At 69.0% G+C, this 25669-nt stretch carries 22 protein-coding genes and 1 tRNA gene; 10 read left to right on the top strand and 13 right to left on the bottom strand.

Translation table 11 applies throughout. The annotated features are described in order from the left end of the window. Positions 1-13 precede the first annotated feature (13 nt). The 3 genes from ABE85_RS11300 to ABE85_RS11290 form a co-directional block, all read right to left on the bottom strand. Positions 14-802 (bottom strand): transporter, encoded by a 789-nt coding sequence (locus ABE85_RS11300; protein WP_067274090.1) that lies wholly within the window; start codon positions 800-802, stop codon positions 14-16. 13 nt (positions 803-815) lie between these two features. After that, positions 816-3287, bottom strand: coding sequence for a penicillin-binding protein 1A (locus ABE85_RS11295; protein ID WP_067274086.1), 2472 nt, complete (start codon positions 3285-3287; stop codon positions 816-818). A 143-nt stretch (positions 3288-3430) separates the two neighbouring features. After that, complete coding sequence (locus ABE85_RS11290) at positions 3431-4378, bottom strand: CPBP family intramembrane glutamic endopeptidase (RefSeq protein WP_157522219.1); 948 nt, start codon at positions 4376-4378, stop codon at positions 3431-3433. Positions 4379-4492: 114 nt separating this feature from the next. Between ABE85_RS11290 and sbcB the strand changes: the two genes are divergently transcribed. Further along, positions 4493-5950 (top strand): exodeoxyribonuclease I, encoded by a 1458-nt coding sequence (gene sbcB, locus ABE85_RS11285; protein WP_067274080.1) that lies wholly within the window; start codon positions 4493-4495, stop codon positions 5948-5950. Between the two features lie 101 nt (positions 5951-6051). Then, on the top strand, positions 6052-6981 hold the full coding sequence (locus tag ABE85_RS11280; RefSeq protein WP_067274076.1) for a sensor domain-containing diguanylate cyclase: 930 nt from the start codon (positions 6052-6054) through the stop codon (positions 6979-6981). A gap of 82 nt (positions 6982-7063) precedes the next feature. Here the strand turns inward: ABE85_RS11280 and ABE85_RS11275 are convergent, their stop codons facing one another. After that, a complete protein-coding gene (locus ABE85_RS11275) occupies positions 7064-9322 on the bottom strand; it encodes a TonB-dependent siderophore receptor (protein ID WP_067274073.1) in 2259 nt (752 codons plus the stop codon). A gap of 309 nt (positions 9323-9631) precedes the next feature. Here ABE85_RS11275 and ABE85_RS11270 point away from each other — a divergent pair, with 309 nt between their 5' ends. Then, entirely contained in the window at positions 9632-9937 is a 306-nt protein-coding gene (locus ABE85_RS11270; protein ID WP_067274069.1) for a flagellar basal body protein, read from the top strand. A gap of 124 nt (positions 9938-10061) precedes the next feature. Here the strand turns inward: ABE85_RS11270 and ABE85_RS11265 are convergent, their stop codons facing one another. Both ABE85_RS11265 and ABE85_RS11260 read right to left on the bottom strand, forming a co-directional pair. After that, positions 10062-12005, bottom strand: a complete 1944-nt coding sequence (locus tag ABE85_RS11265) for a bifunctional 2',3'-cyclic-nucleotide 2'-phosphodiesterase/3'-nucleotidase (protein ID WP_197507299.1) — start codon at positions 12003-12005, stop codon at positions 10062-10064. A gap of 5 nt (positions 12006-12010) precedes the next feature. Further along, positions 12011-12526 carry a GAF domain-containing protein gene (locus tag ABE85_RS11260; RefSeq protein WP_067274065.1) on the bottom strand — a complete coding sequence of 172 codons (516 nt, stop codon included), beginning with the start codon at positions 12524-12526 and terminating at the stop codon, positions 12011-12013. A gap of 82 nt (positions 12527-12608) precedes the next feature. Here ABE85_RS11260 and ABE85_RS11255 point away from each other — a divergent pair, with 82 nt between their 5' ends. Beyond that, complete coding sequence (locus ABE85_RS11255; RefSeq protein ID WP_067274061.1) at positions 12609-13304, top strand: hypothetical protein; 696 nt, start codon at positions 12609-12611, stop codon at positions 13302-13304. A gap of 50 nt (positions 13305-13354) precedes the next feature. On the opposite strand, the gene ABE85_RS11250 is transcribed toward ABE85_RS11255, so the two are convergent. Next, positions 13355-14170 carry a sigma-70 family RNA polymerase sigma factor gene (locus tag ABE85_RS11250; RefSeq protein ID WP_067274057.1) on the bottom strand — a complete coding sequence of 272 codons (816 nt, stop codon included), beginning with the start codon at positions 14168-14170 and terminating at the stop codon, positions 13355-13357. 110 nt (positions 14171-14280) lie between these two features. Between ABE85_RS11250 and ABE85_RS11245 the strand changes: the two genes are divergently transcribed. Then, complete coding sequence (locus ABE85_RS11245) at positions 14281-14877, top strand: ATP-dependent Clp protease proteolytic subunit (RefSeq protein WP_067274052.1); 597 nt, start codon at positions 14281-14283, stop codon at positions 14875-14877. Between the two features lie 17 nt (positions 14878-14894). On the opposite strand, the gene ABE85_RS11240 is transcribed toward ABE85_RS11245, so the two are convergent. After that, positions 14895-15761, bottom strand: coding sequence for a metallophosphoesterase (locus tag ABE85_RS11240; RefSeq protein ID WP_067274049.1), 867 nt, complete (start codon positions 15759-15761; stop codon positions 14895-14897). Positions 15762-15860: 99 nt separating this feature from the next. Between ABE85_RS11240 and ABE85_RS11235 the strand changes: the two genes are divergently transcribed. Beyond that, positions 15861-16145 carry a hypothetical protein gene (locus ABE85_RS11235; RefSeq protein WP_067274045.1) on the top strand — a complete coding sequence of 95 codons (285 nt, stop codon included), beginning with the start codon at positions 15861-15863 and terminating at the stop codon, positions 16143-16145. An 18-nt stretch (positions 16146-16163) separates the two neighbouring features. Here ABE85_RS11235 and ABE85_RS11230 read toward each other — a convergent pair whose 3' ends face one another. After that, positions 16164-16466 (bottom strand): hypothetical protein, encoded by a 303-nt coding sequence (locus tag ABE85_RS11230; RefSeq protein WP_067274042.1) that lies wholly within the window; start codon positions 16464-16466, stop codon positions 16164-16166. A 184-nt stretch (positions 16467-16650) separates the two neighbouring features. Here ABE85_RS11230 and ABE85_RS11225 point away from each other — a divergent pair, with 184 nt between their 5' ends. Both ABE85_RS11225 and ABE85_RS11220 read left to right on the top strand, forming a co-directional pair. After that, positions 16651-17259, top strand: coding sequence for a PEP-CTERM sorting domain-containing protein (locus ABE85_RS11225; RefSeq protein WP_082938538.1), 609 nt, complete (start codon positions 16651-16653; stop codon positions 17257-17259). A 43-nt stretch (positions 17260-17302) separates the two neighbouring features. After that, positions 17303-18103, top strand: a complete 801-nt coding sequence (locus ABE85_RS11220; protein WP_082938537.1) for a platelet-activating factor acetylhydrolase IB subunit — start codon at positions 17303-17305, stop codon at positions 18101-18103. Here the strand turns inward: ABE85_RS11220 and ABE85_RS11215 are convergent, their stop codons facing one another. From ABE85_RS11215 to ABE85_RS11205, 3 genes are all read right to left on the bottom strand, one after another. Beyond that, positions 18104-18664, bottom strand: a complete 561-nt coding sequence (locus tag ABE85_RS11215; RefSeq protein WP_231993281.1) for a phospholipase D family protein — start codon at positions 18662-18664, stop codon at positions 18104-18106. It lies immediately after the preceding gene. Positions 18665-18689: 25 nt separating this feature from the next. Then, positions 18690-18766, bottom strand: a tRNA-Arg gene (locus ABE85_RS11210). Between the two features lie 166 nt (positions 18767-18932). Then, the gene (locus ABE85_RS11205; protein WP_067274031.1) at positions 18933-20918 is read right to left on the bottom strand and encodes an OPT family oligopeptide transporter; all 1986 of its coding nucleotides are present in this window, start codon (positions 20916-20918) and stop codon (positions 18933-18935) included. A 376-nt stretch (positions 20919-21294) separates the two neighbouring features. On the opposite strand from ABE85_RS11205, the gene ABE85_RS11200 reads away from it, so the two are divergent. Together ABE85_RS11200 and ABE85_RS11195 are read left to right on the top strand one after the other, a co-directional pair. After that, complete coding sequence (locus ABE85_RS11200) at positions 21295-22746, top strand: bifunctional diguanylate cyclase/phosphodiesterase (RefSeq protein WP_157522216.1); 1452 nt, start codon at positions 21295-21297, stop codon at positions 22744-22746. 3 nt (positions 22747-22749) lie between these two features. Beyond that, a complete protein-coding gene (locus tag ABE85_RS11195; RefSeq protein WP_067274025.1) occupies positions 22750-24261 on the top strand; it encodes a hypothetical protein in 1512 nt (503 codons plus the stop codon). A gap of 141 nt (positions 24262-24402) precedes the next feature. Here the strand turns inward: ABE85_RS11195 and ABE85_RS11190 are convergent, their stop codons facing one another. Further along, complete coding sequence (locus ABE85_RS11190; protein ID WP_067274021.1) at positions 24403-25506, bottom strand: NADH:flavin oxidoreductase/NADH oxidase; 1104 nt, start codon at positions 25504-25506, stop codon at positions 24403-24405. Positions 25507-25669: the final 163 nt, after the last annotated feature.

Here is a 25669-nt window from a genome sequence, read left to right as displayed (position 1 = left end):
GCTGAATCCGATCTCAGAATCCGATCGAGACGCCCAGGCCCAGCACCCAGTCCGCCGTCTGCCTCGTGAGGCCGCGGTTGATCGAGGCGTCCAATTGGAGCTTGCGGTCGACCAGCCAGGTGACGCCGGTGCCCGCCGAGATGCTCCGCCCGCCGTTGCGGTTGGACGCGAGCTGGTCACCCGCGACTTCAACGTAGCCCTTCCATGCCTCCGCGATCGGCCAGCCCAGCGAGGCGCCGAGGATGCCGCCGACGAAGTGCTTGCCGTCGTCGCGGCTGTCGCGGTACAGCCCGCCGATCAGGCCGGCCGACCAGTCGCGCGGCAGGTCCCATTCCGCCGTCAAGCGCAGCGAGGGACGCAAGCCCTGACCCCGGAAGGCCGATGAGCCGCTGTCCATGTCGACGTTCAGCAGCCACGCGAGACCCGGCTTGCTGCGCTCGGCGTCGCCGTCCTGCACGTGCCACTTCACACCGAGCGCGGTGTCGGCCCAGCCGCTGACCTTGGTCGTCCCGCTGGCGTCGGAGGCGCGCAGGCGCTGGTAGCCGTCGGTCTCGACACGGAACTCCCAGTCCTCGGCGAAGCCGAAACGCAGCAGCGTCGGCGTCGACCACAGCCGGCTGCGCACGCCGTCGCTCTTGTCGCGCTGGTAGCCGAGACCGGTCTCCAGCATCGCGCGACCCTTGCCGACGGTGCTGCTCGATTCCACGATACCGGGTTGATCCGGCTCGATGGCTTCATCCGCCGCACGGGCGGAACCGGCCGCCGTGAGCAGCGCCGCAACGATCACCAGCGTTTTCGTCATGGGAAGGATCTCCTCACTGTCCGCCGCTGCGTTCGCCGCCCATCCACCAGGACGGCGGCGTGCCCGAGGCGCCCGTCGCGGGCCCCGAGGCCGCGCCCGACGCCGGCTCCGCAGGCGGCAACGGCGGCGGCATCGGCCCGATCGTCTTCAGGCCCGCGTCCCCAGCGTACTCGCTGAAGACCCAGTCCGGACCGAACGGACCTTCCTCCTGAACCAGCCCGCCGTCCTTAGGCGGCTCGATCTCGGAGGGCTTGATGTCCTTGAGCGCAACCTGCATGTACTCGATCCACGCCGGCAGCGCGATGCCGCCGCCGGACTCGCCCGCGCCCAGGCTGCGCGGCTGGTCGTAGCCGATCCACACCACCGTCGCCACGCGCCGCTGGAAGCCCGCGAACCACGCGTCCACCGCGTCGTTCGTCGTGCCGGTCTTGCCGTAGAGGTCGTAGCGCTTGAGCGAGGCGCTCGCCTTGTAGGCCGTGCCGCGGATCGCCACCTCGCGCAGCAGCGAGCCGGTGATGAAGGCGTTGCGCTCGCTGATCGCGCGGCGGTCGTCGGTGAGCTTCTCCGGCTCCGCCTGGAACAGCACCTGGTTCTGCGCGTCCACGATCTTGGTCACCAGCAGCGGCTTGAGCAGGTAGCCGCCGTTGGCGAAGACCGAATACGCGCTCGCCATCTGCAGCGGCGTCACCGAGCCCGAGCCCAGCGCCAGCGTCAGGTTCTCCGGCTGCTTCTCGAGGTCGACGCCGAACTTGGCGGCCCAGGCGCGCCCGCGCGCCGGCGTGAGCTGCTCCAGCACCCGGATCGTGACCATGTTCTTGGACTTGGCCAGCGCCTGGCGCAGCGTCATCGGTCCGTCGAAGTTGCCGTCGGAGTTGCGCGGATTCCAGTCGCCGACCGAGATGGGCGCATCGTCGACCAGCGTCGCCGGACCGGCGCCGAGTTCCATCGCGCCCGAATAGATGAAGGGCTTGAAGCTCGAACCCGGCTGCCGCCACGCCTGCGTCGCGTGGTTGAACTGGTTGCGGTTGAAGTCGAAGCCGCCGACCAGCGCCAGGATCCTGCCGGTGTCGGGCTCGACCGACACCAGCGCGCCTTCGGCCTCCGGCGACTGCGTCACCACCCACGCGCCCTTGGGGAAGGCCTTGGTCGGCGCGCCGCGCAGCACGCGGATGATGGAGCCGCGCTGGATGCGCAGGTCGGCCTTGGCCTTGGGCGACAGCGCCGACTGCACCGAGCGCAGGCCTTCGCCCTGGATCTCGATGTCGTCGCCGTCGGACAGGCTCGCCTGGACCTTGTTGTTCGCGACCTGGGTGACGACCGCCGTGCGCAGGTCGTCGTTGTCCGGATGCTCGTTGAACACCTGCGAGATCGCGGCGTCCTGCTCCTGGCCGTCCATGCCCTCGGGCAGGTCGACGTCGCCCTCCGGACCGCGCCAGGCCTTGCGGCGCTCGTAGTCCATCAGCGTGCGGCGCAGCGCCTTGTACGCGGCGATCTGGTCGTCCATGCGCAAGGTCGTGGTCACGCGCAGGCCGCGGTTGTAGGCGTCCTCGCCGTACTGGGCGTGCACCACCTGGCGCACCATCTCGGTCGCGTACTGGCCGTAGGGCAGGCGCTGCTCCTGCGCGGTGCGCAGCTTCACCGGCTCCTCGCGGGCCTGCTTGGCCTGCTCCGGCGTGATCATGCCGACGTCGACCATGCGCATCAGCACCGTCGCCTGGCGACGCTGCGCCAGCTTCAGGTTGGTGATCGGATTGGCGCGGTACGGACTCTGCGGCAGGCCGGCAAGCATGGCCGTCTCCGCCGTCGTGAGGTCCTTCAGCGACTTGCCGAAGTAGGCCTGCGACGCCGCCTCAAAGCCGTAGGCCCGCTGACCCAGATAGATCTGGTTCATGTAGACCTCCAGGATCTTGTCCTTGGACAGCTGGCTCTCGATCTTGAAGGCCAGCAGGATCTCGACGATCTTGCGGGTGTAGAGCTTCTTCTTCGTCAGGTAGAGGTCGCGGGCGAGCTGCTGCGTGATCGTCGAGGCGCCCTGGCTGCGCGACGACGAGAACAGGTTGACCCAGAACGCCCGCATCATCCCGGGCACGTAGACGCCCTGGTGGTCGTAGAAGTTGGTGTCCTCGACCGCCAGCAGCGCCTGCTGCATCTGCTTGGGGATCTTCTCCAGCGGCAGGTAGCTGCGGCGCTCGGTGCCGTATTCGGCGAGCAGTTGCCCATCCTCCGAGTAGACGCGCAGCGGCTGCTTGGGGTTGTAGTCGGTCAGCCGGTCCAGGTCGGGCAGGCCCGGCCAGATCACGGCGGCCACGCCGCCGATGAGCAGCACCACGGCCAGCACGCCGGCGCCGGCCCACACGGCGATGCGCTTCCACGTGGGCAGTTCACGCAGCGAGTCCCGGAGCGGCGCGGTACGGCGCCAGAGCGCCAGGAAGAACCCGGCCAGGGTATGAGCGACGTTGCGGGCGAATTGGGCGATCTGCTGCATGCGGGGCGCACGAGTTCAAGTCGGCGGATTATCGTCAGACATCCGGGGCTGTCCCGGCTCGGCTGCGTACGGCAACAATCCGTACACAGAAGACACACGGCTGACCCACGGGGTGGGCATCGGCGGTGTGTGCCCCCAGGGCATCAACCGTGCCCGAGGTTCAAGGTCAGGAAGACCAGCGCGTTGAGCCCGAAGTGCAGCACGATGGCCACCTCGATGCGGCGCGACAGCGTGTAGGCCAGTCCGTACCCCAGGCCGGCCAGCATGGCCAGCGCCACGTAGAGCGTGCCGCCCGGCGCATGGGCCAGGCTGAACAGCACGGTGGCCAGCAGCACCGGCAGCCAGCCGTTCAGGGTGCGCAGGTCGGAGCCCAGCCGGCGCGCCAGCAGGCCCTGGATGACGCCGCGGAAGGCGGCTTCCTCGGCGACGCAGGTCAGGAAGAGGTTGGCCGCCAGATACAGGCTGGCGTTGTCCGGCCAGCGCAGCGTCGGCTGGCCGATGCCGGCGATCACCGCCAGCAGCCAGGGCAGGGCGAGCGTCGCGGCGACGACCGCCCAGAGCGCGAAGCGGGGCAGGCCCGTCGGGGGCGTGAAAGGCGCCGAGGGCGCCGAGGGCGACGACGGCGTCGCTTCCGCCCTTTCCCACCGTCGGCGCTGCTGCGAGGCCAGCACCGCCAGCATCAGCATGCCGGCGACGCCCTTGTCGAAGTTCAGGTACTTGAGCGACGGCGGCCGGGCGTCGGAGGTCGTGGCCAGGTAGCTCGGGTTCAGGAACCCCGGCAGCAGGTGCAGCGCCAGCGCGAAGCCGATCACCAGCATCAGCAGCATCAGGGCCGCCTCGCGGCGCGGGCGGTGGCGGGCCTCGATCGCCATCCAGGCCAGGGCCCCCAGCGCGGCCACCGGCACCATCGCGGCGATGGTGAGCTGGCCGTTCACCAGCCCGGCGGTCACCGCCATGATCAGCAGGGACAGCCAGGGCCAGGGGGCTCGCACCGGCAACAGGGTCGCGGCGATCGACAGGCACAGGAGCAGGTGGCTGAGCGGCATCGGGATCTGGGGGGCGGTGTGGCCGGGTTGGGTGTCAGGGGGCAATCGCGCCGCAGTATCCGCGAAGCGGACGCCAGGCCTCCCGGAGGGCGGTGATCCTGGCCCGATGCCCGCCCGTCTCCCCGGCGCCGCCGCCCCGCTGAGGTATCGTCCCGCCCCATGCACGAGATGACTTTCTACTGGCACGACTACGAGACCTTCGGACGCGTGCCGCGCCGCGACCGGCCGGCGCAGTTCGCCGGCATCCGCACCGATGCGGACCTGAACGAGATCGGCGATCCGCTGATGGTGTACTGCCAGCCGCCGACCGATTCGCTGCCCGATCCCGAGTCCTGCCTGCTGACCGGGATCCTCCCGCAGACCTGCGCCGAGCAGGGCGTGGCCGAACACCGCTTCGCCGCCGACATCCACGCCGAGCTGTCACGACCCGGCACCGTCGGGCTGGGCTACAACACGATCCGCTTCGACGACGAGGTGACGCGCTTCCTGTTCTGGCGCAACCTGATCGATCCCTACGGCCGTGAATGGCAGAACGACTGCGGCCGCTGGGACCTGCTGGACGTCGTGCGCTGCGCCTACGCGCTGCGTCCGGAAGGCATCGAATGGCCGAAGCACGAGGACGGCCGGCCGTCCTTCAAGCTGGAGCACCTGACCGCCGCCAACGGCCTGGCGCACGAGGCGGCACACGATGCGCTGTCGGACGTGCGCGCCACGATCGCGCTGGCCCGGCTGATCAAGGACAAGCAGCCGCGGCTGTGGGACTTCTGCCTGAAGCTGCGCCGCAAGGACGCGGTCTGGGCGGAGATCGGCACGAACCGGCCTTTCCTCCACGTGTCGGGCATGTACGGCACGGAGCGCGGCTGTATCGCGCTGGTCTGGCCGCTGGCGCCGCATCCGACCAACAAGAACGAGCTGATCGTCTGGGACCTGGGCAGCGATCCGGCCGAGCTGCTGGCGCTGGACGCCGAGACGATCCGGCTGCGGATGTACACGAAACAGGAACTGCTGCCCGAGGGCGTGACGCGGCTGCCGATCAAGACCATCCACGTCAACAAGTCGCCGATCGTGATCTCGTCGATGAAGATCCTGTCGCCCGAGATGGCGGCCCGCTGGGGCCTGGACCTCGCGCAGGGGCAGGCGCACGCGCAGACGCTGGCGGCGCGCGGCGGGGAGCTCTCGCGGCTGTGGTCGCAGGTGTTCCAGCGCCCGGCGGGCGAGGGCGGCGTCGACGTCGACGAGGACCTGTACGGCGGCTTCGTCTCCAACGACGACCGCCGCTCGCTGGAGCGCCTGCGCGGCCTCGCACCCGAGGCGCTGGCCGACCGCGTCGCGCAGGGCAAGGTCGCCTTCGAGGACGCCCGGCTGGAGGAGATCCTGTTCCGCTACCGCGCGCGCAACTTCCCGGACAGCCTGACGGCGGACGAGCAGGCGCGCTGGGAGCAGCACCGGGCGACCCGGCTGCACCTGGGCGAGGGCGGTGCGCAGACGCTGGAAGCCTTCTTCGAACGCATCGACACGCTGGCCCAGACGGCCGAAGAATCGGAAGACGAGCGCGCTGGCGAGATCCTCTCCGCGCTCTACGACTGGGCCGAACAGATCGCCCCGCCACCTCCCTGATCTTCTGTACGGCCCGCCCGGACTCCCTGGAACCGGGTTGTCCACGGGCTTTCCAGGACCGGCCAAAACGGGTACACCTTCGGCATACGCCAGGAGACGACATGCAATCCCAACACGACGCCGCCGACCCGATCGCCGCCCGCATGCGGGCGATGCTGGTGCGGGCGCCGCTGGCCGTGGCCTTCGTGGCCGCCGGCCGCTTCGAGGTGGTCAGCGAGCACTTCAACCACCTGTTCGGCCACGGCGACGAGACCGACCTGACCAGCACCGACCTGCGGGCGTCGGTCGTCTCGGACGCGGCGCATCAGGCGCTGCAGGCGCGCATGGGCAGCGCCTTCGGCGCCGGGCGGCCGCTGGACGAGGAGGTCGAATTCGTCCGCCGCGACGGCTCGCGCTTCTGGGGCCGTCTGCAGGCGACGCCGGTGCACTGGGAGCAGCCGGCGGGCGAGTCGATGTGGATCCTCGAGGACGTCACCGCCGCCCGCCAGCAGCGGCTGCAGCCGACCTGGTCCGCCAAGCACGACGAGGTCACCGAACTCTCCAACCGCCGCGAGATGGAACGCCGCCTGGCCGAGCACGTCGGCAGCCGCCGGCATGAACCGGTGTCGGTGCTGTTCGTCGACATCGACAAGTTCAGCGAGATCCTGCAAGGCATGGGGGCGGAGGTCGCCGACCATTTCCTGTACGGGCTCGGACAGATGCTGATCACCAAGGTGCGGGCGTCCGACACCGTCGCACGGCTGGAGGACGACCACTTCGTCGTGCTGCTGCCGGACTGCGACCAGCATTACGCCCAGATCGTGGCGGAGAAGATCCGCTCCTCCATCGCCGGCTACCGCCTGCGCTGGGGCCTGCACCGGACGCGCGTCAAGGCGAGCCTGGGGGTGGTGCAGCTGCAGAACTCGCTCGATACCGTGGATGCGGTGCTGGGCGCGGGGCAACTGGCCTGCGCCGAGGCCAAGGCCGCCGGCGGGGACTCGGTCCGCGTGTTCATCTCGAGCGGGAGCTACGAGGAACTGGCGGGGGCGTGAGGCTCCTTCTTGCTCCCTCTCCCGCTTGCGGGAGAGGGAGAACACCAGACGCGGTCCGTGGCGTGCGCGAGACCGGCCTGGCTCAGTACTCGAACGACGCGTTCACGCTGACCGTGCGCGGCGTGCCCAGCACAAGGTAGCCGCTGCCCGGGAAGCCGCCCGAGGACGCCCAGTAGCTGCGGTCCGCCACGTTGTCGACACGGGCCCGCAGCGTCACCAGGTGGCCGCGGACATCCAGCGCATACCGCGCGCCGAGATCCACGCGACCCCATCCCGGCACGCTCAAGGTGTTGGCCGCATTGGCGTACATGCTGCTGGTGGCGATCACCCGCGCATCCAGCGACAGGCCTTGCACGCCGGGGACGTTCCATTCGGTGCCCAGGTTCAGCATCGTGCGCGGCACGCCGATCACGCGCTTGCCGTCGGTCGTCGCGGCGCCGGTGCTCTTCTGCTCGGCATCCAGCCAGGTCAGTCCGCCCAGCAGCTTCAGACCGGGCATCGGCTCGCCGAAGGCGCTCAGCTCGATGCCCTGGTGGCGATCCTCGCCTTCGGCGGTGAAACTCACATTTGTGACCACGACCGACCGCGGCTTGGCCGTCGAGAAGAACGCGATGCCGCCGCCGAGGCGGCCGCCGTCGAACTTCAGGCCGATTTCCTTCTGCTTCGACTGGTACGGCGGCAGCATCGTGCCTTGCAGCGATGGGCCGGCCGACACGCCCGCCGTGTCGCCTTGTGTCAGACCTTCGATGTAGTTGGCGTAGGCCGAGAACGACTTGCCGAGCTTGAACACGACGCCCGCCATCGGGCTCGTGCGGCTGAGGTCGTAGGGCGCCGCGGGCACGCCGGTGTTGTACGCGTAGCTGCGGATGTCCATGGACTGGTAGCGCAGCCCCAGGGTCAGGCGCAGGGTGTCGTCGAACATCGCCAGCGTGTCCGCGAGCGCCGCGCTGCGCAGGCGCGTCATGCCGGTCGTCGCGGGGTCGTCCAGCTTGTTGCTGACGGAGAGCAGCGTCGGCAGCGGTGCCGCGCCGCCGTCGTACAGGTTGGTCGGGATCAGCCGCACCTGCGTGGCCGTGGTGGAGACGCCGAAGGCGGCGCGCTTGTCCAACCGGAAGGCGTTCACGGAGGCCACCAGCTCGTGCTTCACCGGCCCCGTGGTCAGCAGGCCCCGCACGCCGACCTCGCCGGTGCGGACGCGGTCCTCGCGGGTGTTGTCGAAGCGGGACGTCGTGCCGGCCCCGGTGGTGCCGTTGGTGAGCGTCAGGTTGGCCAGCGAGTTGGCCTCGTCGCTGCTGCGCGCGCCGGCGGCGAACCACGCGGTCCAGCCGGTGCCCAGCCATCGGTCCAGATCGACCTCGCCGCGCAGCGTGCCGAACAGGTCGCGCTCGTTGGAATAGGTCCAGGGCTGCGCCCAGTTGGACTCGCTGTCCGGCGCCTTCGGCACCGCGGAGACGGCAGCGCCCAGCGTGACGTTGGTGCGGGTGCGCTTGAGCTTGTGGTCCTGGTAGCCGATGTCGGCGGACAGGCGCACGTCGCGGGCGCGCCAGTCCAGGCCGACCGAGGCCATGCCGAGGTTGACGCTTTCCTTGTCGACGCTGGTGTCGCCGGCGCGCGAGGCCAGGTTGACGCGCACGCCGGTGGCGTTGTCCGGGCCGAAACGACGTGCCACGTCCACCGCCAGGATGGTCTGCCCGCCGCTGGCGGTGCCCACCGTCATCTGCGTGAGCGGCTGGCTGGGCGCGCGCTTGGGCAGCAGGTTGATCGAGCCGCCGATGGCGTCGCTGTTGGGCGTCGCGCCGTTGAGGAAGGCCGACGCGCCGCGCAGCACCTCCACGCGCTCGAAGAGCTCGGCCGAGATGTACTGGCGCGGCAGCAGGCCGTACAGGCCGTTGTAGGCGACGCTGTCGGAGTTCAGGATGAAGCCGCGGATGAAGTAGCTCTCCTGGAAGTTGCCGAAGCCGCGGGCGATGCGCACACCGGGATCGTTCAGCAGCACGTCGCCGACGCTGTGCGCCTGCGTGTTCTGGATCAGCTCGTTGGTGTAGGCCGTCGTGCTGAACGGGGTGTTCATGATGTCCTGGTTGCCGAGCAGGCCGACCCGGCCACCGCGCGCGACCTGACCCCCGGCATAGGACTTGATCAGGCCGCCGCGCGAGGCGTCCGCGCTGGCTTCGACCACGACCTTCTGCAGTTGGGTCGCCGAGGCTGAGGAGGCCGCCGCGGAAGCCGCCGCTTCCGTGGCCTGGGGCGCCGACTGGGCGAACGCGCCGCCATGGAGGGCAGCGCTCAGGGCGAGCGCCAGGGGCGCGAGGGCAGGGCGGAGGGCGACGACAGACGACATGGCGTTGAGAAGAATTCGCAGATAAGAATATTTCGCATTATCTGAAGGCTCCGTGGCCAGCCGCTGCGGTCGTCACTTACGGGGTGGGTGAACTCCCCTTTGGAGGTAGTTGGCCGGGCGTTTGGTGGCGAAATCGCCCCGGGATGGGGCGTCGGGCGTCGTTTTCAGGGGAAACCCGGACGGATGCGGTCCGGACAAAAGAGGGAGAAATCCATTTCTTTTCTGAAGATCGCCCTAAAGATCGGCTGGGAAGTGCCGAAGACGGCGGGATACCTGGTCGCTTGAGGCCGGGAACCTGGGAAAAATGCCATGTCCAACGTCAGCCTGTCGACCGCCTTGTCCGGCATGTCCGCCGCCAACGAGCGCCTGCGCGCCTCGGCGAACAACGTCGCCAACGCGGCCACGCCGGGCTACCGCCGCGAGCGCATCGAGGCCCAGACGGCCGAGGACGGCAACGGCGTCACGACCAAGGTCGAGAAGCTGCCGGAGCCGGGCGCCGACCTGACGGCCGACATGGTCGAACAGAAGTCCGCGACCTACGCCTTCGTCGGCAACCTGCGGGTGCTGCAGACGCAGATCCGGGCCGAGGGCGCGCTACTCGACATCCACGTCTGATCGCTCCGACACGGACATCCCGCCCCAATGACAAACGGCCGCTTCTAGCGGCCGTTGTCGTTTCTGGCGTCCCTTCCGGAGCGCTCGGCGAGAGCCGGCGCTTCTGCCCGGTCAGGGCCGCCGGTCAGGGCTTCAGCTCGAACAGCGACGATCCGTCGCCGTTGTCCTTGATCCGGGTCACCTGCGGCGTGTCCTTCAGGTGCGCCGTGGCGCCGTTGCCGGACACGAACTGCATCGCGACACCCGGCACGGGCCGGATGCGCCAGGACGAGGCCGCGACCGCCGCGCTCAGCGACGGCTGCGCCGCCAGGAAGTGGGCCAGGGCCTCGCGCGTCTCGTCCGGCGCGTCGACGACCACCTTGTCCGCCGCCAGCGCCGGAAAGTGGCCGCCGCCGTAGGCGCGGTAGTTGTTCGTGACGACGAGGAAGTCCGCGCGCTCATCCAGCGGCTGGCCGCGCCAGCTCAGGTTCACCACGCGCTGCCCGTCGCCGACCCGCTTGCCGTCCTTGTCGAAGCGCGCGGGCTGCGTCAGGTCGAGCTCATAACGCAGCGCGCCGTCCTGGCCCAGCATCATGTCGAAGTTGAAGCTCGGGTAGCTCGTGTCCACGACGTCCTGCCGCGCCGGCCCTTGCGGATCGATGCGGCGGAACTGGCCGGCGGACATCTCCAGCCAGTCGCGCACCTGGGCGCCGCTCAGCTTCACCACCTTGATCGTGTTCGGATAGACGTAGAGGTCGGCGACGTGCTTGATCGCGACCGGTCCGGCGGGGATGTCGGTGTACTGCGTCCAGCCCTGGCGGCCGCCGGACTTGAACGGTGCGGCGGCGCTCAGCATCGGCAGCTTCTCCAGCGCCGTGCCCTGGACCGCCTTCAGCGCGTAGGCCAACTGCGCCTGCGCGACCAGCCGCACCGCGGTGCCGTCGAGCACCTGCGAGAAGTAGCTCTGGATCGGCTGGTCCGCCACCGCGACCTGGCTGCGGACGTAGTCCAGCGTGGCCTGATGCTCCGTGGCGATGACGGCGGCGGGCATCGGGTCGGCGTCGGCGAGCGGCTTGCGCGCGGTCCGGTCGAAGATGGGCCGCAGGCTGGACTGGCTGTCCGCCACGTGCCAGGTCTTGCCGGTCTGCTTCAAGGTCAGGTCCACGATGCCCAGGTGATCGCCCCAGCGGCCCGGCATGACGGCGGGCGTGCCGTAGAGACGGCCCTTCGCGAGGTCCACGCCCGGATACCCGGCAAAGCCTGACCCCGGGAACTCGGTGTGCGCGTGGCCCAGCAGCAGCGCGTCCACGCCCTTCACGCGGGCGAGCTGGGCGGCCATGTTCTCGGAGAGCTTGGGCAGCTCGGTCTTGTCGATGCCGGTGTGGGCGATGACGACGATCAGATCGGCGCCGCGCTTGCGCAGGTCCGCGACCTGCTCGGCGGCGGCGTCGACCATGTCGCGCACCTTCACCTTGCCGGCGAGGTTCTGACGATCCCACTCCAGGATCTGCGGCGGCGTCACGCCGACGACGCCGATCTTCAGCGCGTGGTCCTTGCCGGCCTCGTCGCGCATGGTGCGCTCGAGCATCACGCTGGGCGTGAACGCATGACGACGGCCGTCGGCCTCCATCACGTTGGCGTTGAGGTACGGGAAGTTGGCGCCGGAGATGGCCTGGCGCAGGAAGGGCAGGCCGTAGTTGAACTCGTGGTTGCCGAGGTTGGCGGCGTCCACGTCCAGCAGGTTCAGGATCTTGTAGGCGGGATGGACATCCCCGGCCTTCAGCGGCTTCACGCGCGCGACGACGTCGCCCAGCGGATTGCCCTGCAGCAGGTCGCCGTTGTCGAAGAGCAGGCTGTTGGGCGCCTCGGCGCGGGCGCGGTGGATCAGCGTGATCGTCCGGGCCAGGCCGAACTCCTGGGCGCTGCGGTCCTGGTAGTAGTCGTAGTCCAGCAGGTTCATGTGGATGTCGCTGGTCTCCAGCACGCGGAGCTTGAGCTCCGCGGCGGACAGCGGCATCGACAGGACGGACAGGCCGGCGAGGGCGATCAGCGCCTTCCCCGCGAGGGCGCGCGTCGAGGTCGTGCGCATCGGGGTCAGGTCCAGTCGGTGCCGGCGACCAGCACGGCGACCGCGCGCTGGAAACCTTCGGCGTCGATGGCGTCGAAGCGCGCGGGCTCTGGGCTGTCGAGGTCGAAGACGCCGCGCAGCGTGCCGCCGGCGACGACCGGCAGCACCAGTTCCGAACGCGAGGCCGCGTCGCAGGCGATGTGGCCGGGGAAGGCGTGCACGTCCTCGACGAGCTGGACTTCCTGCGTGCGTGCGCAGGCGCCGCAGACGCCGCGGCTGAAGGCGATGCGCACGCAGGCGACCTTGCCCTGGAACGGACCGAGCACGAGCTCCTGGTCGTTCTTCGCATTGACGAGGTAGAAGCCGGCCCAGTTCAGCGTCGGGACGGCGTTGAAGACCAGCGCGGAGAACTGCGCCAGGTTGGCGAGCCAGTCGCGTTCGCCATGCAGCAGGGCCTGGGTCTGGGCGACCAGCGTGTCGTATGAGGCGCGCTTGGCCTCGGGGCTGGACATGTCCAGCAGCGCGGTGGGTTCGAAGCTCATGGAGCGGGATTGTGGCGGAGGTCATGCGGGGCGGTCGTCCGTCACGGCGAGAATGCGCCCCGGTTCAAGGGAGATCGGAACGATGAACGCACGAGGGAAGACGGCGCTGCTGGCCGTCACGATGGGTCTGACGATGGCGGTCGGCGGCCGCGCTCAAGCGCAGACGGTGGACACCGCAGCGGCCCCCGCGTCCGCGGCGGCGCCGGCTTCGCCGCTGCTGGGGCCGGACGAGCAGGTGGGCTGGGTGACGCAGGGCGAGTGGTCGCGCCGCTGGTGGGAGTGGGCGATGTCCTTCGAGGACGACCTCAGTCCCGTCGCCGACCGGACCGGCGTCCAGTGCGGCAACCGCCAGTCGGGTGACGTGTTCTTCCTCGCGGGGACCTACGGCACGGCCCGCACCGTGCGCACCTGCCGGGTGCCGGCGGACAAGTACCTGTTCTTCCCGCTGATCAACTACGTGTACACGCCGACGCGCACCGGCATGCCGACCTGCGCGCAGGTCACGCGCGACGCCGAACGCATCACCGAGGGCGCCGAGATGCTGGTGCTGGAAGTGGACGGCGTGCGCTACGCCGATCTCCGCCGCCACCGCCAGGCCAGCCCGGAATGCTTCAACGCCTGGGCGCGGCATCCCAGCGGCGCGCGGCTCTTCCCGTCCGCGTCGAACGGCTACTACGTGATGCTGAAGCCGCTCCCGCGCGGCCGGCACACGCTGAACTTCGGCGGCGCGCTGCCGCGTATGTCGCAGGCGGTCAGCTACACGTTGATCGTCGAGTAGGCCTCATCCGGGGCTTCCCGCGCCTGTCGCACGCCCAGCGGCAGTACGCACTAGGTGACCCCGTCCAGCGTGAGCACCAGCCCCAGTTGTCCGCCGACCTGCAGGACGCCGGAGGCGGCGACGCTGGACGACGGGGCGGGCGCGCTGGCAGCGACGGTGGTGGCAGTGGCGGTGCCGGATCGCGGCGCCATCGCGCTGATCGGCGGCCGCCGCAGCATCGCCCAGAGCGATCGCGGATCGCGCAGTCGCAGGCTGTCGAGGTATTGGCGGAAGACGGCATCTTCACCGGCATCCGGCTCGACGTCGGCATGCCGCGGAGCCGCTCCGGCGGATCCGCTGCCCGCCTGACGCAGCCGCGCCAGCGTACGGCGCAGGCGCTGCCGGCTGGCGGCCTCGGACTGACCGTTGGCGTGCGCGATCTCCGCATGCTCGACCTCGAAGACCTCGTGCAGGAGGAGGGCGGCACCTTCCATCGGCGTGAGGTGCGCGGCCATCAGTCGCAGCGCATGCGCCACTTCCTCCGCCAGCGTCGCCACCGTCTCGGCCGAAGGGGCCGTCGAGGCGGTGGAGGAGATCAACGCCGTGGATGCCGGCGAGGACGCCGAGCCCGAGTCCTGGGCCTGCGTCGCTTCCACCCATTGCTGCATCCACGCGCGCCGCCGCAGGCGATCGATGGCCAGATGGCGCACGACGGTGAGCATCCAGGCCTGGGCGGCATTCAGCCCCGTCGGATCGGTCTCCAGCGCGCGGACGTAGGCGTCCTGCACGGCGTCCTCGGCCTCGGACGGCCCCAGCAGGCGGGTGGCCGCGCGGACGAGGCTGCGGCGGTCGGCGTTCATCAGGGTCTGGGCGCTGTCGTCGTGCATGGGGAGAGCGTGCCACAGGCGGTCACGCAGGGTTGGCGGCGTCGGTGTCGGTGTCACGCGCGGCGCCGCTCGTTCGTCAAGGCAGGAGTTCAACCACCAGGACCTGATCCATGGAGCATCCGACCCCTGCCGCCCCGTCCGCCGCCACCGAGCCGCGCACCTCCTACCTGGAGGAGAAGGCCTTCAAGGCCCGCACGCTGCTGATCTTCGGCACCGTCACCGACGTGCTGGCCGCCGACGTGACGCGCCGCCTCATCGCGCTGGACGCCGAGAGCGCCGACCCGATCGACGTGCTGGTGAGCTCGCCGGGCGGGCACCTCGAGTCCGGCGACGCGATCCACGACATCGTGCGTTTCATCGCCGCGCCGGTGAACATGATCGGCACCGGCTGGGTGGGCAGCGCCGCCACCCACCTGTACCTCTCCGTACCGCGCGAGCGCCGCTACTGCCTGCCCAACACCCGCTTCCTGATCCACCAGCCCAGCGGCGGCGCCGGCGGGCCGGCGAGCGACATCGCCATCCAGGCGCGCGAGATCGTCAAGGCGAGGGAGCGCATCGCGGGGACGATCGCGCGCGAAACGGGCAAGCCGCTGGAGGTGGTGCTCGAGGACATCGGGCGCGACCGCTGGCTCTCGGCCGAGGAAGCCGTCGACTACGGACTGGTCTCCCGGATCATCGAGCGCAAGACCGAGCTCCGGGGCGGCTGAGGGCCGACGTCGGTCCTCTATCGCGGGCCTTGCTGCCCAGGCTGAGTGCCGATGGTGAACATCACCCACTCCGGCCGCATGTTGATGCGGATGGGATAGATGCTGACGCCCAGGCCGCTGGTGATGTAGACGGGCCGGCCGCCGATGTCGACCCAGCCGTGGGTCTTGTCCTTGGGCCAGCCGTGGGGGGCGACGGCGGAGCCGTGGAAGGGGATCCAGACCTGACCCCCGTGCGTGTGCGCGGCCACGGCAAGGCCTGGCACCGGCGGCAGGGCGCGCGCGCTGGCCGGGTCATGCATCAGCGTCAACGCCTGGGCGCCGGCGGGCAACTGGCGCGCGGCGCGGACCGGGTCGCTCTGCATCGACGTCCTGTCCCCGATGCCCAGCACCCACACGTCGGTGCCGGGCAGCGGCACCGCTTCGTTGAGCAGCACCCGGATGCCGGCCGCGCTCAGCGCGTGACTGAACCGGGGGCCGTCCGTCCACCAGTCGTGATTGCCCAGCACCGCGTACACGCCGTGCGTGGCGCGCAGCCGGCCGAGCACGGCGGCCACGTCTTCCGGCGTGGTGCCGTCCTCGCCGCGGCCGGAGATGAAGTCGCCGGGCAGCAGCACGACGTCGGGCTTGGCGGCGTTGATCTCGTCGACGATGGCGTTGGCGCGGGCCATGGTCATGACGCGCTTGAACTCGTGCGCGATGTGCCAGTCGGAAGCGACCACGACCTTCAGTCCCGGAGGTCCGCGCCAGTTGGCGACCTGCACGGGGATGTCGCGGCGGGCCACCCAGCGCGGCTCGATCAGGAAGCCCCAGACCGCCAGCAAGGCGAGGGCGAGCAGAACGAAGAGCAGGAACTTGAAGAGCTTGCGGAGCGCGGACAGCAGCATCGAAAGGCGTCGGTGACGTCGTGGAGCGGAGAGGGAGGGGGCAGTATCGACGGATCCGCCGTGCCCCTATGATCCGGGCCGACTCTGGAGCTGCCGCGCATGAAGACCCTGCGGGAACTGGAACGATCTGAGCGACGTTGGAAGCGCGTGTTTGCCGCGGCTGCCTTCGTGCTGGTGCTGTGCCTGGTGGATCTGTTCCCGATGCAAGCCACCGGCCTGGAGCGATTCGGCTGCTACGCGATCGGCAGCTTCTCCGCGCTGATCGCGCTCCTCGCGGCCAGGAGATTGGGCGATGCGGATCGCGCGGAGGCTGTGGCCGGTAGCGAGTGGCTCAACGCGCACGAGAACCTGGAGCTGCCCAGCCTGCCGGATGTCGATGATTGATTGAGGAGAGGCCGAGGCTCATCGACCCGGGATCGATGAGATGGGGTGCTTGACGATCCATTCCTCCATGGGCACGAAGGTCTCTTCGAGTTCGCCGTCGAAGAAGATCCACCCGCCGCATGCGGTGCTCAGTGATTCAAGCGCGTGAACGTCTTCCAGCGACAGGCGGAGCCGGCCGCCGCGATACGCCGGGGAATGCAGGGCTCGCCAGAGTTCGATCTCGATGTCCGCCAGCCAGCCCGCGGCGTAGGCGCGCTCCGAAAGATCGGACATGAATTCGGCGAGCGCGCGTTGAGGTGGGCTCAGGTCATCGAGTGCCAAGGGGCCCTCCCGGTAAGTTGTTTCAAGCGGTGATGAGAAGCGTCGTTGCCTGGCGCGGAGCGCTGAGAGGGTGGCGGCGTCGAGATTTTTTACAGATCGAAGAGTAATTCGAGGCGGGGCCGGCGACGGTCACGTGCAAGTCCTTGCCTCACAAGGCACTCGGCACCGCAATCCCTAATTTGGCATGAAACTCGCTTTCAGTGTTCCGGAAGGCGCTCTTGAGCGGGCGCCGGATACGACAACAAAGATCCATCGAGGGAATCACATGATCAAGTTCCGTGGGCTTGCGAAGCTCGCAGCCGTGGCCGCGCTCGGCCTCTTCACTCTGGCTGCTCAAGCCAACGTTGTGCGCCAGGTCGAACTGGACTTCACGTCCGGGGCTCGCTACACCGGAACCGTCACCTTCAGCGACGACTACATCCGCATTCTCGACACGCAAGGCGTGCTGAACGGCGGTGGATGGACCAACCGCACGCTGAGCTGGACGTGGTTGGCTTATACCGGTCAGGCCGCCTATGACTCCAACGGCGACGGCTATCAGAACGATTGGCTGATGGACGGATCGAGCCCGAACTACAGCCTGTTCATCGGTGTCTCCTGGCGCCTGCCGACGGCCGGCGCCGACCTGGCCTTCGTGAGCGTTGTCGACTCGTACTACAGCGGCATCAGCAACGGCGACGCGATGGTCGCGTCGCGCGTCGAGGCACTCGACGTGCCGGAGCCGGGCCAGCTGGGGTTGGTCGGCATCGCGCTCGCTGCCGCCGCGTTCAGCATGCGCCGTCGTCGCGCCTGATCGACCTTATCGATCCTGCGGCGACGCGCTAAGCTCGCCGCCCATGAGCCACACCAAGCCTTTCCTTGAGTCCCGAGGTCTGCTGATCGCGGTCGCGATCGGCGCGGCGTCGGCCGCGTCCGCTGCGCCTGCCGCGGAAACGCCCGTTGCTTCGGCCGCAAGCCGGTCTGAAGCGGAGACCCCCGCGCCGCAGACGCAAGCCTGGTCCTTGCCCTGGTGGCGACCGCGCCACGAGGCCAAGCTCGCGGAGATCCGCGCGATGCGGGCCGAGGGGAAGTCTCCACAGCTCGTGTTCATCGGCGACTCGATCACGCAGGGCTGGGAGGCCGTCGGCCAGCCGGTGTGGGCCGAGCACTTCGTCCGCTACGACGCGCTCAACCTGGGCTACGGCGGCGACAAGACCGAGAACGTGCTGTGGCGCCTGCAGCAAGGCGAGATCGACGGCATCGCGCCCAAGGTGGCCGTGCTCCTGATCGGCACCAACAACACCGGCGACCGCAAGGACGATCCGGCCGTCACCGCGGCCGGCGTGCGCCGTGTGATCGACGAGATCCGCCTGCGCCTCCCCACGACGGAGATCCTGCTGCTGGCGATCTTCCCGCGTGGTGCCAAGGCGGACGACGCGATGCGCGCGGTCAATACGAAGATCAACGCGCGGATCAGCGCGTTCGCGGATGGCCGCAACGTCCACTTCCTCGACGTCGGCGCTTCGCTGATGAATACCGACGGGTCGCTCTCACCGGACGTGATGCCGGATCAGCTGCATCTCAGCGAGAAGGGCTATCGCCAATGGGCGCAGGCCATGCAGCCGACCCTGACCCGGCTGCTTGAAGCGTCGCGCTGATCAAGGCGCGGGCGGCGGCGTCGACTTCTCGGGGAAGGTCTTGGAGACGTAGGGCTGGCCGAGGTCCCATCGCGACTGCCAGTGGGTCAGGTATTGCCGGACGACTTCGGGTGCGTTGCGGATCACGACGACGTTCTCCGAGTTGAGCGTCTCCGCCGAGGGCGCGAAGTTGAACGAGCCCGTTTCCACCGTGTGGCCGTCCACGATGATCGTCTTGTCGTGGTGGATGTGGAAATGGTCGTTGGTGCGCAGCTCCACGCCATTGCTCGTCACGAAGTCCATCGCCTTCTTGCTGGGCTTGTTCTGGTTGCGCTTCTTGTCCACGACCACCTGCACCTGTACGCCGCGCTTCTTCGCGTCGACGAGCGCCTGCATGATGTCCGGCGCCTGGAAGGCATAGGCCAGGATCTGGATGCGCTCTTTCGCGCCGCCTAGGGTCTCGAGCACGAGCTGCCGTGCGGAGCCTTCGGGTGAGAAGCCGACCTGGATCCCAGGTTCGGCGTGAGCGGCGAGGGTGACGCTCAGCAGAGCTGCGAGCGCGATGCATCGGATCGGTGCCAAAAGGGGCTCTCCCATCTTGCAACGTTGGCCTGCCCGGAGGGACTCGAACCCCCGACCTGCTGCTTAGAAGGCAGCTGCTCTATCCAGTTGAGCTACGGGCAGACTGAAATCAGTAATCACGCCCGGAGTGCAGAAATGACTTCGGGCCCTTGGAAGCGTTCCCACGCCTCCGAAGGGCCCGAATTGTGCCACGCGATCCGCCGTTGCCGGCTCCCGTGGAATGGTTCGAACTCGATCCTTGTTCGATCGAGTCTCGATTAGCTCAAGTTCAGATCAGCACGTTGACGATCGCGTTGCCGATGCCCATCAGCGCCGCGCCCGAGATCAGCCCCGCGCAGATCGGCTCGCAGCCGTCCACCCAGCGCTTCCAGCCCTTCGTGCCCGGCGTCTTGTAGATCTTGCCCATGACGAAGAACATCATGGCGCCCACCCACATCGCGAAGGTCGACTCCGGCGGCAGCACCACGCCCAGGCCGATCGCCACCGACGACAGCGGGAACTTGCCCTTGGTCGCCATCTTGATGACCTCGATCACCACCGCGCAGATCGCCGCGATCGCCATCGTGATCAGCGCCGACGCCGGCAGGCTGTGCAGCCCGTTGGCGATGATCTCCGCCACGCCGCGCCATTGCACCGCCGCGGGCATCGAGAACTGCTCCGAGATGATGGTCGAGGTGCTGCGCACGCCGTCGGCGTTCTTCGGCACGAACAGCAGGAAGAACAGCGGCACGCAGAACAGCACGCCCGCCACCACGCCGATGATGTGGCCGATCGCCTGGTGGCGCGGCTTGCCGCCCAGCATGTAGCCGGGCTTGATGTCGCTCAGCAGGTTGGCCGCGTTCGAGGCGATCTCCGCCGTCATCCCCGCCGGCACCAGGTTGGACGCCGGGTTGGACCGGTCGATCGCGCCCATCGTGAACTGCGTGATCTTGGACAGAGCGCCCGTGGGCGTCCACGAGGTCAGCGCCATCGAGTTCGTGCAGATCACCGTCAGCACGAAGATCAGCGGCAGCGAGATCAGCGCCATCAGGAAGGGCACGCCGAAGAAGGCGTGCGAGGTCCACGCCGCCAGCACGCCGAAGATCGGCACGCCGACATACGAGATCCACAGCGGCACCTCGATGTGGTTGAGCAGGTCGCTGCCGTCACTCTTGCCGGCGGGCTTCTTCTTGAAGACCTTGAAGACCGCCAGGAACAGGTCGGGCTTGGCCAGCAGCGTCGTCAGCGAGCCCGCGACCATCATCGCCACGCCCCACCACATCGACCACTGGTTGACGATCTCCACGCGCGAGATCGGGATCAGCGCGCCCGTCGGGCCCACGCGCTGCACGATGTCGCCGGCCTGGATCATGATGGGCGCCAGCACCACGAAGTTGACGAAGGCGCCCAGCAGGCAGCTCGTCGCCACCGCGATGCCCATCAGGCCGCCGACGCCCAGCATCGCCGCGTCCAGCGTCAGGCGCAGGCCCAGCGCGCGGATGTCCGTGCCCAGGATCTTGGGGATCCAGATCTCGGCCTTGGCCGCCAGGCCGTAGTAGTACTGGTCCAGCCGCTCGTGGAAGGTCCAGGGCTCGGTCATGCCGGCCCACTGGTCCATGCGCAGGATCTTGAACTGCAGCAGCTTCATCCAGCCGTCGCTCACGATGGCCTGGTACAGCGCGGCGCCGCCGGCCACCTTGGCCAGCAGCTTGGCCTTGTAGATGCCTTCGCCGCCCTCGCCGGTGTACAGCGAGTCCAGCACCACGCCGCAGGCGCGGCCTTCAGGGAAGGGGAGCTGGTCCTCGTTGATGAAGCGCCGCTTCATCGGGAAGGCCACCAGCACGCCCAGGATCGCGATCACGACCATCCAGATGGTCATCTGCCACCACGGCACGATGCGGTCCACCACCAGCATGTAGGCCGCCAGCGACGAGAACAGCGGCGACACCACGTAGCCCGCGGCCGTCGCGATCGACTGGGTGCAGTTGTTCTCCAGGATCGTGTAGTCCGAGGCCCAGCCCAGCGTCGCGAAGATGCGGAACATCGCGAAGGCCAGGATCACCGAGGTCAGCCCCACGCCGACGCTGATGCCGGTCTTGCCGCCGATGTACAGCGAGGTCGCCGCCAGGATGCCGCCCAGCATGAAGCCGGTGAAGCCGGAACGCAGCGAGAGCTGCGCCATGTCGCCGCGAAAGACGTTCTTGAACCACCACTCGTCCTTCTGCGCGCGCGACCAGGTCTGCACCTGCTCGTCGGTCAAATGCTGTAGCGCCATGCTGTGCTCGATCTTTCCGGGTTCGTCCGTTGTCGCGCCCGGCTCCCGGCTCGTGACCAGAAAAAGGCGCTGTTTTGAAACAAAAAAACAGCGCGCATTGTCTCTGCCTGACATCGTGCTGACATGACTGTGCGCATGGGGTTTCCACCTATCGGCGCTTGCCTATCGCCCCTAAGGGTGGGGTGTCGCGCGCACGCCGCGTCGCGCGGGCCGTTACGCCGCTGAACGCCCCGGGAAAGGCGAGTTCTTCACACCCTCAAGTAACAGCAGGTCAGACCTGCCCCCGCATTCCGGTGCTGACAGCGCACGAGAGCGCTTTCAGCGCCTAGCATGCGAACTTCCTCCTCTGCCGCTTCCGGAGCCGTTGTTGACGCTGATGTGGGTTCTCCTGGGCGTCCTGCTGGGCGTCGCGCTGACTCTGGCCCTGCTGATGGCGGCCCAGGGGCGCTTTGGCCGCGTCGGTCGCCGGCGTCAGCGGGACCGGCTCACGGGGCTGCTGCTGGCGCGCCGCTTCGAGGATGAGTTCGCCGCCATGCTGGAGGGACTCCAGCGGCGCGAGGGGCAGGGCAGCCTGCTGTACATCGGTCTGGACGGCTTCCGCCTCGTCAACGACGAACACGGCAAGGAATTCGGCGACCACCTGCTGGTCCGTACCGCGGAGCGGCTGCGGCAGATCGGCGGCAAGAAGGCCCTCGTCGGACGGCTCGCGGGTGACGAGTTCGCCCTCTGGAGCGAGATGCCGCCGTCGCAGACCGACGCGCTGGTGCGCCAGGTGCTGGACAGCCTGACCGAACCCGTCGTGATCGGAACGACCTCCTTGCGCGTGGGACTGTCGGTGGGCGTGGCGATGTCGCCCGAGCACGGCAGCTCGATCCGGCTGATCCGGCGCGCGCAGACGGCGATGCGCTCGGTGAAGCGCCTGGGCGGCAACGGCCATGCGTTCTTCGATGCGGTGCAGGAGGAAGAGCTCCGCGAGGAGCTGACACTGGCGCGCGAGCTGCGCGAGTCGATCAAGAACAAGGAACTCGAGCTGGTCTACCAGCCGAAGATGGATGCCAAGACCATGCAGGTCACCGCCGTGGAGGCGCTGCTGCGCTGGCGGCATCCGACGCTGGGCATGGTGAGCCCGTCGCGCTTCATCCCGATCGCCGAGCGCTACGGCGTGATCGACGCGATCGGCGACTGGGTGGCCGACACCGCGCTGGCCCAGGCCGCGCGCTGGCGCGAGATGGGGCTGCGCATGCGCGTGGCGATCAACGTGTCGGGCTACCAGATGCGGTCGGACGATTTCATCGTCCGGCTCGAGAAGGGCCTCAAGAAGCACCGCCTGCGGCCCGAGCGCTTCACCTGCGAGATCACCGAGTCCGTCGCGATGGAACATGCCACCGTCACCGGGCGCGCGTTCAAGCGGCTGGGCGCGCTGGGCGTGCACATCTCCATCGACGACTTCGGCACGGGCTATTCGAGCCTGGCCGCGCTGCGCCAGCTGCCGGCGCAGGAGCTCAAGATCGACAGCAGCTTCGTCGCCGACGTGGCGACCAGCGTGGAGGCGCAGGCGATCGCCCGCGCCGTCATCGAGATGGCGCGCGTGCTGCATCTGAAGGTCGTGGCCGAGGGCGTGGAGACGGCGGCACAGCGCGACCAGCTGGTCGCGATGGGCTGCGACGAGCTGCAGGGCTATCTGTTCGCGAAGCCGATGTCGGCCTTCGCGATCGAGATGCTGGCCTCGGACTCGGGCAAGCCCACGAGCGGGAATGCCGAGGGCTTCCGGCCGTCGATCTTCGTCGAGACCGCGGCGGTGCCGCTGGACGCGGTGGCGCGGCGCTGAACCATGGCCGACGATACCCATCGCCAACTGCAATGGGTCGTCGATGATTTCGGCCGGGTCGTCGGCGTGCAGCAGCGCGCGCTGATGCCGTTCCTCGCGCCGACCGCCGGCGTGCCGGATGCCAACGCGCCGGTGACCGGCGTGCTGGCCTCCGACGTGTCGACCGGCACGCTGCTGACGCCGCCCGACGTCGTGGCCGGTGCCTTCGAGATGCCGCTGATCTCCGGCCCGTCGGCGCCGCCGCCGACGTTCTGGCCGAAGAAGCGCAACCTCGGGCTCTTCACCACGGCCGCCGCTGCAGCCACCGCGTTGACCGGCGGCGCGACCAAGAGCAACGACACCTCCGATCCCTACATCGGCAACACGGCGTCCAGCGCCTATCCGGCCAACATGGGCACGAGCCCGCTCATCACGCTGGGGTCAGGTGGTGCGGTCACGGCGATCCCGGGCACGGTGCCGCTGCCCGCGCTCAACCTCACGGGTTGCAACGTCTACCTCGCTTTCAAGGTCCTGCCGGGCGGCGCGTCGGGCCCGGGCAGCATCACGGCGGGGATCCGCCTCTACACCGGCGCCACGGTCAACGCGAGCGGCGGGAACTACCTGCAATGCACGCGCGTGAACTGGAACGCCACGCTCGAATGGCAGGTGCTCGGCTTCGCCATCGAGGACTTCGTGGCCGTGGGCGCCGCGCAGTTGAGCGACATCACCGCGATCACGCATGCGGGCGCGCGGCTGGGCGGTGTCACCGTCGGCACGCAGATCGCGCTCGGCGGCCTGTTCATCTGCCCCAAGCAACTGGACCGCGCGGCGGCGGTGATCGCCTTCGATGACTGCCGCGCGGACACCTGGACCGACGCCTCGTTCGAACTGGCGCGCCGCGGCTTCCCGGGCACGCTGTTCCCGGGCGCGGTCGCGGCGATGCTGCGTGCCGGTCCGGACCAGTTCCAGATGAGCGTCGCGCAGATGCAGAAGCTCTGCCGGCTGCACGGCTGGCAGGTCGCGTCGCAGGCCTGGTCGACGGAGAACCCGCCGTTCGGCGGCAGCCAGGCGATGTCGGAGATGGCCTCGCAACGCGCGCTGTGGGTGGCGCTGGGACTCAACGGGGGAGGGATGGGGTCCTACTTCTCCAACAACTCGCCCAACGCGCTGGACTGGAAGGCGGCGCGCCGGACCAACTTCCCGATGGGGATGCGCGGCTTCAACGTCGGCGCGAGCGGCTCCATCACGGCCAAGGCCGTGCTGCCGGAGACCTTCCCCATCGCCGACCCGAACTACGTGACGGCGCTGGGCATCGACCTCAACGTCAATACCGCCGCCGACCTCGTCAACTTCGCGAGCTACGCGGCGGCCAGCCGCGGGCTGGCCATCTTCGTCTTCCACGTGATCCCGTCGGGCAACGCGGGGCAGTTCGCGAAGTTCACCGCGCTGCTGGACTACCTCGACAGCCGCCGGGACGCGATCGAGGTCTGCACCTACGAGCGCGCGATCCAGCAGGGCTATTCGTATCCGCTGTGAAGCTGGCCCTGCAGGCACCGAGCGCCCGCCGGGCATGCCGGTACCCCCGTCCGCTCAATCTCCTCCTCGCCGCTCGGAATTCGCTCCCGGGGGTACCGGCATGCCCGGCTCCGTGCACGAATCGTCAGGGCAGCCGCTGATTCAACCGCGTTGCGGCTGATAGCGCTCCAGCCAGTGCGCGTAGGGCGCGGGCAGCACCCAGGTCGGCTTGTCCTTCTTCAGTTCCTGCGCGGCCTGGTGCGGCCAGTGCGGATTGGCCAGCAGCGCGCGGCCGATCATCACCACATCCAGCTGGCCCTCGGCCACGGCCTGCTCGGCCAGCTGCGGCGTGTGGAAGCCCCAGGCGGAAGCGACCGGCAGACCGGTTTCCTTGCGCACGCGTTGCGCGATCGGGCCGAGGAAGGCAGGACCCCAGGGGACCTGCGCGTCGGGCGTCGTGAAGCCGACGCTGACGCTCAGCAGGTCGAGGCCCTCGGCCTTCATCGCGCGGGTCAGGCCGATGGCTTCGGCGAGCGTCTGCTCGTCGCGGCCGTCGTACTCGATCACGCCGAAACGGGCGGTCAGGGGCAGGTGCTCGGGCCAGACCTTGCGCACGGCGCGCAGCGTCTCGAGGAGGAAGCGGCCGCGGTTCTCGGCGCTGCCGCCGAACTCGTCGTCGCGCTGGTTGGCGTGGACGGAGAAGAAGCTCTGCGCCAGATAGCCGTGGGCGAAGTGGAGTTCGAGCCAGCGGAAGCCGGCGTCGCGGGCGCGCACCGCGGCGGCGACGAAGTCGGCCTGCACGCGGGCGATGTCGTCCTTGTCCATCGCCTTGGGCACCTGCGGCAGGCCCTTGCCGAAGGCCACGGCGGACGGCGCCAGCGTGGCCCAGCCGCGCGGATCGCCGGCGGCGATGTGGTCGTCGCCTTCCCACGGCTTGTGGGCGCTGGCCTTGCGACCGGCGTGGCCGATCTGGATGCCGGGCACCGCGCCGAACGAGGCGATGGCGGCGGCGACGCGCGCCAGGCCTGCGGCCTGGTCGTCGTTCCACAGGCCCAGGCAGGCCGGGGTGATGCGGCCTTCCGGCGCGACGCCGGTGGCCTCGACGATCACCAGGCCCGCGCCGCCGCGCGCCAGGCCGGCGTAGTGCGTCAGGTGCCAGTCGTTGACCAGGCCGTCGGTGGCGCTGTACTGGCACATCGGCGGCACGGCGATGCGGTTGCGCAGGACGACGTCCTTGAGGGCGAACGGAGAGAACAGGCTGGACATGGAGACCTTGGACGGGAAGAGGAGAAAGAGGAGGACGAAGAGGACGAAGAGGGCAGAAGCGCGAAGCGGGGAAAGACCCGCGGAGGCCGAAGTCTAGGAAGAGGGTCTCATAATGAAAAGTACTGCGGCCTTATTGCCGCGATAACACTTCCTTATGTTCAAG

Origin of the sequence: Mitsuaria sp. 7 (assembly GCF_001653795.1) — a bacterium.
GTDB lineage: Bacteria > Pseudomonadota > Gammaproteobacteria > Burkholderiales > Burkholderiaceae_C > Roseateles.
This window is presented reverse-complemented; position numbering and strand designations above follow the sequence as displayed.